This window comes from Xenorhabdus bovienii, assembly GCF_024721015.1.
Lineage (GTDB): Bacteria > Pseudomonadota > Gammaproteobacteria > Enterobacterales > Enterobacteriaceae > Xenorhabdus > Xenorhabdus bovienii.
In genome coordinates this window covers 1-8,414 of sequence record NZ_JANAIF010000100.1, presented here as the reverse complement: position 1 = coordinate 8,414, position 8,414 = coordinate 1, and the positions used below count along the sequence as shown (strand labels likewise).

The 8,414-nt window shown below is 47.8% G+C and carries 7 protein-coding genes and 1 pseudogene; 4 read left to right on the top strand and 4 right to left on the bottom strand.

Annotated features, from left to right (window positions below; genetic code table 11):
• Positions 1-151: 151 nt before the first annotated feature.
• From NXS07_RS17560 to NXS07_RS17545, 4 genes are read right to left on the bottom strand one after another with little or no spacing between them, the layout of a single operon-like run.
• Entirely contained in the window at positions 152-2,101 is a 1,950-nt protein-coding gene (locus NXS07_RS17560) for a lipase family protein (RefSeq protein ID WP_258087276.1), read from the bottom strand.
• 15 nt (positions 2,102-2,116) lie between these two features.
• Positions 2,117-2,911, bottom strand: coding sequence for a DUF4123 domain-containing protein (locus NXS07_RS17555; RefSeq protein ID WP_258087275.1), 795 nt, complete (start codon positions 2,909-2,911; stop codon positions 2,117-2,119).
• An 8-nt stretch (positions 2,912-2,919) separates the two neighbouring features.
• Positions 2,920-4,944 (bottom strand): type VI secretion system Vgr family protein, encoded by a 2,025-nt coding sequence (locus NXS07_RS17550; protein ID WP_258087277.1) that lies wholly within the window; start codon positions 4,942-4,944, stop codon positions 2,920-2,922.
• 45 nt (positions 4,945-4,989) lie between these two features.
• Positions 4,990-6,747, bottom strand: coding sequence for a type VI secretion system baseplate subunit TssF (locus NXS07_RS17545; RefSeq protein ID WP_258087274.1), 1,758 nt, complete (start codon positions 6,745-6,747; stop codon positions 4,990-4,992).
• A gap of 304 nt (positions 6,748-7,051) precedes the next feature.
• Here NXS07_RS17545 and NXS07_RS17540 point away from each other — a divergent pair, with 304 nt between their 5' ends.
• The 4 genes and pseudogenes from NXS07_RS17540 to NXS07_RS17525 form a co-directional block, all read left to right on the top strand.
• Positions 7,052-7,180 carry a hypothetical protein gene (locus tag NXS07_RS17540; RefSeq protein WP_258087273.1) on the top strand — a complete coding sequence of 43 codons (129 nt, stop codon included), beginning with the start codon at positions 7,052-7,054 and terminating at the stop codon, positions 7,178-7,180.
• Entirely contained in the window at positions 7,173-7,394 is a 222-nt protein-coding gene (locus NXS07_RS17535) for a DUF1525 domain-containing protein (RefSeq protein WP_258087272.1), read from the top strand. The genes NXS07_RS17540 and NXS07_RS17535 overlap by 8 nt, the downstream gene beginning before the upstream one ends.
• Positions 7,395-7,617: 223 nt before the next feature.
• Positions 7,618-8,073, top strand: coding sequence for a hypothetical protein (locus NXS07_RS17530; RefSeq protein ID WP_258087271.1), 456 nt, complete (start codon positions 7,618-7,620; stop codon positions 8,071-8,073).
• 228 nt (positions 8,074-8,301) lie between these two features.
• A pseudogene (locus NXS07_RS17525) lies at positions 8,302-8,414 on the top strand (IS6 family transposase); the annotation flags it as partial.

The following is an 8,414-nucleotide window of genomic DNA, read 5'->3' as shown; positions in this document are numbered from 1 at the left end:
ACGATACATGGCTGAAATGGGTAAGGCATCCAACTCGTCAGGCATAGTGGCCGTAAAATGAATATTCTCTCCATTAACTGGGGGAGAAAATGATCCGCTTTGCGCGCATCCTTGTATGAAAAACACAGCAAGTAGGGAGGATAATACGCTTTTATTGCATAGAGATTTCATGGGTTTTTTCCTTGTATCGCTCAAGAGCGCGTTTCAATAATTCATCCTGGTTAACATCTTGTTCAAAAATATTGTGCAGTTTATTTTCGAGTGCCATAAAAGTAGTGTTACGTTTTGCACTCAGTGGAGAGGCATCTTGATGATGTATTAATTCATCAAATTTCTCTTTTGAAGCTATTAGCTTAGGCGTTTTCGTTGGCGCTAAGAAACTGAGCAATTGATTATTTATAATGGCTTGATATTGACTGCCCATAAAATGGTCTGTTGCCGTCGTCATAATCGTATCTAAATCAGGATTATTCCATTGTGGGAATATTTCATCGATAACAGATTTGTCTCCCTTGAATAAGTCCACATATTCCTGTTGTTCATTCTTTAGTCCTTTATCTAATGAATTAGCTATGCTCGGAACTAAATAAAACTTATAGATGCCATTCATGCGCCATCTTTTTTTACCCGTAAAACCGACACCATTCTTACTTGGAATTCTTTCTTCACCGATTTGCCTCGCCTGAAAGAAGCTCACGGTATTTCCTTGGTGATAATAGACTTCACCAATCTCGGGGAGAGATTTTTGTATTGGAATGGTGGGTAATGTTGCCAAAGTCCAGCTAAAGCCAAAAATGGTTCCGAGTGGCCCATAAACTTCAAATAACCAGTTATCCATGTTGGTATCAAATGGCACGCTCGTTACAGTATCGGCATCATTGACATGTCGGAAGTGATTCAGTGATGTTAAGGCTTTAACGCCACTTCCAGTGAGGACTCTCGGCATTCCATACGTATAAAGGAGCGGCTTATGCTCTCTTAGCTCTGTGGCATGCAATAAAGCCAGTGCTCCCCCCAAACTATGACCGCAGATAAATAACTCCTTAAGATTAATATCTTGTGATGATTCTTTGATTTGTGTAATTCTCTTTTTAAAATATTTCTCCATGCACTGATAAGCTTCTAAAAAACCCTTATGAACCTTGGCTTTTCCACCGGGAAGAATATTCTCTGGACATGAAATGGGGCGATAAGTCCCATCCGTCAGCGCATCTCTCGAGCTTGCTGTCCCTCGCCATGCCACAATAATTTGCGTTTCATTTTCAACAAAAAACATTTGAGTATCATGCTCAAACGTTTCAGGCGTTTCCACTTGTTTAACATCCAGGAATATTGCCGGCCGATAACGTTCTTTAAAGGGGACATCGTTTACAATCGCGGGATATTCGGAATGATCATTAATAACAGGGGGTTTTGATAAGTCAAAGCATTGCTGGTAGAAAAAAGAAGTGGCCGTATCGGGAGTATTAATATATTCCCTCATATTAATATCAGAAGAATCTGGGTCAACCATCACTTCATCCTTATACACCAATAGGGACATGAGTCCTAGGTTATACGCATTCACTATATCGTAGCTTGGTGTATGTTTTAGGATTAAAGACCATGCTCTAAACGGACAGACCTCAATCACATGACGTTGATTAAAATCCTCACCGTAAAACTCTAATCCTTTAAATTCATCTTCTTTCGGAAAATGGTAATAAGGTAGCCCAAACTTAGCTTGTTTCCACTCTGCAATATCAGGGGCTTTGTCACACAACTCACCAATGACAGCATAACGATAAAAATAACCTTTGGATTCAGCATCTGGCTTGACTGTTGAATGAGACTCACCACGCAATGATCGTAATGGTCGTTTCTCCATTTCATCGGCAAGTTTTTGCCCACCGAGAAATAAACGTATAGGAGAAGCAGGCAACTTATCTGCTCGGATCATTCCGTTTCCATCCGTCATTCCCTCACGCTCAACTTTACTATTTTTTAAAATATAGGGCATATCAGAAATGGGCTTATTGTGTTCATCAACAAGCTGAATTTCTATTTTGTTCTTTAACATTCCCAGGCAGTCAGAACAATAAACTGAATTGGCATTACTCATAAATAGGTGCTCCTGTTATTTTTCTTGTTCCATAGCCAATAGATAATCCTGACCGGACATATTTTCAATACGTTGTCCGGCTTCCAGCTTTTGTCTCAACCACTGCTCAATCCGGGGTTCTAAACTGCCTTCTGGCTGATCCAATTTCTTCGCCATTACACCGTGGTTTTCCCATAGATCGTTATAGAGAGAGCTGGTTAAGACTTTCAGGCCATAAGGCGAATGCAGCCAAACCAGTTGTAGGTGTTCGCCCAATGTAAAAGGAATATCGTCATTGCCTTGTCCACATTCCTTCGGACGGTGGAAACGTGTGGTCTGGGGCAGGTCAATCATGAGTTCCGTGACAGGAGTCAGCATCAGTGACCAGTCACAGGGCGTGAAGGCCGATACCATCGCGCCAAATACCCGTGTATCCATCATGCGAAATATCACTTGTTCGCCATTCAACATCACCAATTGTCGTCGTTGCCAGTGGGTAAGCTGTTCCTGCCACGACTTATGGCTTCGATAAGCCCAACCCCAGCTGTTGTCACTGAGTTCATGTTTATCTAGCACGGCACCAATCTGAAATAAATTATTGACTTTCGCCTGCACCAGCCACGGGCTTTGTTTCAACATTTTGCGCATCGGCGTACCGCTATATAGCGGAAAAGCTTCTTCTACCCAGTCATTGAGATAAAAGTGTGCCACCGGATCAGGTTTCGCCAGCGAATTGAGGATAAAGAACACGGGCGCATCATTAGATTTATTCAGCCATTCTTGCCAACTTACCGAGGATCCTGTGTCCTCTACGGGAATTGCATTTTCCATTGTTACGGTTACTCCTTGGCTGGTTTAATAACGGGACTGACGTCTTGTTGTGCCAGTTCTGGGCAATAAGGATGTGCCGGAAATACCATTTCCACCTCCGGCAACGGCTCCACGCCCTCCGGCAGTTGCAGGTCCACCCCGCGTCCGCTGCCGCCTGATCCTTGCCCGACATTAATCGGTGAAGACAAAATCCCGCCCGGGGTCACTTTGAGAAAACTGCCGCCCACTTTCAGGGTAATTTCCGATGCCGCTTCCAATACCATTTTGCCGCCGCTTTTCAGGTGGATTTCCTGCCCGCTATCAATCACAGTGGCATCTCCCGTCTGGATATGCTGGCTGCCGGCAATCCGGTGTGACACATCCCCTTCGGTGGTGATTTTGCGTGAACCGGCGACCTGATGATGGTCATCGGCGCGGATATCGTGGTAGCGGTTGTTATCGATGCGCTGTTTCTGGTCATGTTTGATATGCCAGTAGGCATCGTTTTCGATATGTGCCGTAAAGTCTTTCTGGCCGTGGATATAGACTTCCTCGCTGCCTTTCGCATCCTCAAAGCGCAGCTCGTTAAAGCCTTTGCCTTTATGGGTTTTGGTCTTGAAGGTCGTGCGGGTTTTCTGTGCCGGTAAATCCAGTGGCGGGCGGTTCAGGCCGTTATACACACAGCCCGTCACGATCGGCCGATCAATATCGCCGTTGAGGTAGGAGATAATCACCTCCTGCCCGATGCGCGGTATCGCCATAAAGCCAAAGCCATGACCATTCCAGCCCTGTGCGACTCGCACCCAGCAGGATGCGCCATCATCCGCCTTGTCGTAACGGTTCCAGTGGAAATGCACTTTAATTGCTCCGTCTTTATTGACGAAGATTTCTTCTCCTTCGGGACCCACGACGATGGCGGTTTCATCGCCATCTGCTAAGGGCTTGTAATAGAACGGCGGACGCCAGTCGGCGAGACCGTCGATAAAACTGAACTGGTTGGAAAGTGTCGTGCCATCACCGCCATCATAACCCAGTGCCTGTGGGCAGCGTCCATGATGGCTGATACCGACAATCTGCCAGCGGGCATTCAGCGGGGCGTGCGGATGACTTTTGATCTCGAAGATTTTACCCGGCATCAGTTTGATGCAGTTACTGTTTCCGCTGCCGGTCTTTTTCTGGTTATCCAGCGCTTCATGGCGGTATTTTAAGAACGGTTTGGCTGCCGCATCTTTCTGGAAACGGCCGTAGCTTTCAAAGACGGTATAGGGGGTTTGGCTGCCAAAGTCGCGAAAGCCTTCACTGCTTTCCATATGGGAAAGGTGATAACGCGGGTTGTCGTAGTTAAAGTCTTTGTGGAGGCTGCGTTGCGGACTCATTCCGACCCCTAACCGCACCTGATAAATCGTATCTATCCCATGGGCGGTTTCCGGTTGCGGGCTGTAAACCAGCGGCAACCCGGCTGTCATCCCCAGGTGGCTGTCACTGAAAAACAACGTTTCATCCTCAAACCAGAAACTGATGCCTTCTTCTGTGGCCAGACGGCTGAAAAACGCATAATCCGACTCGCGTTTCTGGGTGGTGTATTCCCTGTCCTGATGGGTATCGTAGAGTTTGGAATCGGCGCGTACCCGGTGCTTTTTCAGCAGGCCATTCAGGATGGCGGGCACATTTTGTTGATGGAATATCCGGCTGTCCTGATTGAGCGTCAGGCGCCAGAGGGCGGGGCGAACCGTCAGGGTATAGAGGGTTTTATTGCCGTCGGTGCCTGCCCAGTCAGCGTGGGCGATGATACCGGTGATTTTGCGCTGCTGGAGTTCCCCATTAAAGATTTGTAACACCGCTTCCTGCATCAACAAGGCGGTCAAATCCACCTCGTCTAAGGGCTTGAACGGATTCAGACTATGGGTTTTGACCAGCGTCAGGTTCAGGGTAAACAGCTCAGATAACCCTTCCTGCAGGGAAAATTCCCCCACGCTGAACGTATCTTCAGGAAGCCCCGCGACCTGAAAAGTAAACCGCAATCCACTTTTGGCAGAGGACAGCTTATTCATCATATTCACCATGTTTTGTTTTGCTCCTTATTGTGCTTTCTTTATGGCTTACATATCTCTGCGTAATCCATAGACTTCCCAGAATGCCCACAGGGCTTTGTGACGGTTCGGGGTATACACATCCAGCTTGACGAAGGTGGACTGGCCGACAAAACAGGCCATGGCCTGATTAATCAACCGGCAGAAACGGTACATCTCCCCCGGATTGGCGTAGCCGTCAGGGTTCAGCGTGAGTGACAACAGGTGACCCCGGACGGGTCTGCCCTTATACATCCTGTCGGTCAGGCGTTCCTCCACCCGGACGATGCCGTCAATATGCCGGCGGATATGGCGGCTCAGCGGACGATTGAGTTCGGCGTAAGGGTCAAACAGGCGGAGGAAATGTTTCAGGCTTTCGGTAGTAAATAACAACACCGGCGGGCTGGAGAGGCAGGAAAGCAGCGGCCAGCCGGAATTATCCTGTAACATCGACGGGTAATCGGTGGCGACCGGCGTAATATTGTGCCCATTGAGATGGGACGGGGAACCTTCCTGCATCACGGTGAGGGTGCCTTTTTCCAGCGCGATGGCCTGTTCATGGTAACCCCAGGAATGACAGGCGACGGCGATCTCCGGTAAGTTCACGGCCGGTCGGCCGGTCAGGTCAAAAAAATGGAGCTGGTGCGTCAGCCTTCCCGGCAAATCACGCGCTGTCTGGAGCAGGTAGTAAAAAGTGTCCGCTTCCCCGTCTTCTGCCAGCCAGCCCATTGCCGGGGTAAACTGGTCAATGGGCAGGTAGCGGTATGGCGTGCCGCGTTGCTGTTTCTCATCGGGCTGCTGAATAACCTGAATATCGCGCAGCCGGAACAATCGCACGGACTCCCCGAGCGGCAGGGGATAACGATGATTTTCTGGCGTCAGCGGAATGGGGAGGCTGGTCAGATTTTCCAGATGAATGGCCGGGACGCAGCCCAGCATAAAGGCATCATCAACGTCTTCCAGTGGCAATTCGCCTTCAAAACGAAAAATGAGTTCAAAGGTGCCGTCGGCATTCAACGGCACCTCACGGCAGTGGTCGCTGATATCCACCGTCATAAAGTTATAAAGCTGGGGCAGCGCATAATATTCAATGAGAGACTGAAGCCCGGCATAAGTGTGTTTTTCCATCGGCAGGATGGGGGTATCGAACAGATTGTGCCAGCCATAAGGAAAACAGCTCAGTTTTCGCTGTTCACCCCGGACTCTCAGGCTGACGTCACTGATATGCTGATCCAGCCACAGGCTTAATGGTGCCGCCCGTTCACTGTCCGTACCGAGGAAAAAAGACAGTGGCCCGCTTTGCCAGACGGGGGAGGGCATGCCTGTCTGGCAAAGCGTCAGCACTATCTCACTGTGCGTGCCGGTTTTCTTCACCACTCTGTCCAGCACGATAAGGGGTTCGATATGCAGGGAACGGCAGGTTTTAAACGTGAGTAACTGCCCGTTGACATGGGCAGAAACCGGTGTGCCTGCCGGGATATCAACGGCGCCCTGATGTTCTCCGTCGGTGGGATGAAATTGCATGACCGTCGTAGGCGGAATGGGACTCAGGGCCAGCGGCCAGATACGGGACAGAATGCCGTGGGTAATTTCGGGGAAATCATCCTCAAGTTTATCCCGTAAGTGGGCGATCAGCAGGGCAAACGCTTCGAAGACACGTTCAATATCCGGATCATGAGAGGCAAGCAGAAAGTCGGCCAGGTGAGGCGACTCTTTCGCCACGCGTTGAGCCAGTTCCCTCATATAGGCTCTTTCCCGCAGGTACATAGACTCCTTGTTGTTTTTCATTGGCTTTCTCTTTTTATCCTAATGTACCGATGAATAATTCATCGGCATGTTATGCGTAAAGTTTATATAAAATCAGCATTTTGTCAGTGGCGGGGGATTATTGTACGGGATTATTAATTATCATGTTTAATGAAATTCAATTTTCTTATGATTTGGGAAAAGTCTCATTCACGATATCCGCCATGGCAGAGAGAACACTGAGGCAGGGGTGTTTTTTTGCATTTTGCAAAAATGAATTGTTTGCTGACTTTTGGTTCGGCTTTCTTCACGCTGCTCCGATGTTTTATGACATGGAAAGGACACGATGAAAAAGCCGGGTTTACTGCTCCTGATGGGATGGGTGGCATCACTGTCCGCCGGCGCAAAAACGGTGGTCTATACCGATAGTCAGCACCCGCCGGTGAATCTGATGCCGGATAGCAGAGTTGTCTGATGCGCCTGAACAACTTCAGCAGCAATACTTTGCTCAGCTTTCCGTTGATCCACGGCAGGCGATAGGACAAGCACAAACGATGCTGCAATCGTCACAGTGGCGTGAGCAGGAACGACAACTTATCAAAGCATGGCGAAATGTCATTCGGGGCAGAGCGCTGGAAATACATAAATATCATGGCCATTATTTTCATCATAAGAACCGTTCCCTCTAATTGACGCAAGGTTTTTAAAGCAATTAGCATGAGCAGACATAACGAGCATAAGTGATGGTTTGCATCCGTCTAGTTGACATATCGAGATATTAAGCCAATCAAAGAAATCTAAAAATGGCAATATTTCCCTGTTGCTGCGGTATTTTTCTGCCACGTTCATCATGGCCTGATTACAGTATGAGACGAGACGATAAGTACTCAGAAGAAGATATTTTGTGTCTCTTTGTTAGGACGTGAACAGGTTCAAGCCACAGCGGTGTTTGATAACGACCTTTTGGTGATCGTGAAACTGGAAAAAATTAGTGGCCCGTTCGGGATGTGGAAGAAAAAGCTTAAAAGAGAGCTGAAGATAAAGCACGAAGAGGGCTTCCATCTATTGGTTGAAGAGTGTGGTGACGATTTCAGCGAGTACGCACATAAAATATTGTTGGAGGATGCAGATCCAACCGAGCGACGAGGCTACATGAATATCGCCTTTGACCATTATTTTAATCTGATCCGAATAGGCGGTACTTCGGACGGTAATCAACAAGGCTGTTTAGTCCTGAATGAGGGTTTAGAACGTCATTGGATCCGTGAGCAGATGGTTAACGTTGTACCTGATGACCGTGGGCGGTATTGCTACGACATTGACCATAGCAAGTTTTCTGGTTATCAGAGAGCAATATTAGGGGTTTGACGTTCAGTCGAATGAAAACTCACGTTAGGCGAAAATATCTGTCTGAAAAATCGATTAGTGGATCTGAGTGTACTATGTGTCGTTTTTCGATTTAAAAGACGCCATTTTGGCCATGATTTTCACTGTCCATAATGTTTTGATTTATCGGATAAAAACCCTTAACGTGTGAAACCGTTCCACTGAGCGTCAAACCCCGTAACCTGTCATTTTTTGTTGAGAGTTCTAACGATGCCCCTTATCCGAAAAGCCTTCAAACGTCTGCATTATCCTGTTGATATCATCGCCCCGTGCGTGCGTTGGTATCTAGCCTACGCCCTGAGTTTGCGTAATTTGGAAGAAAT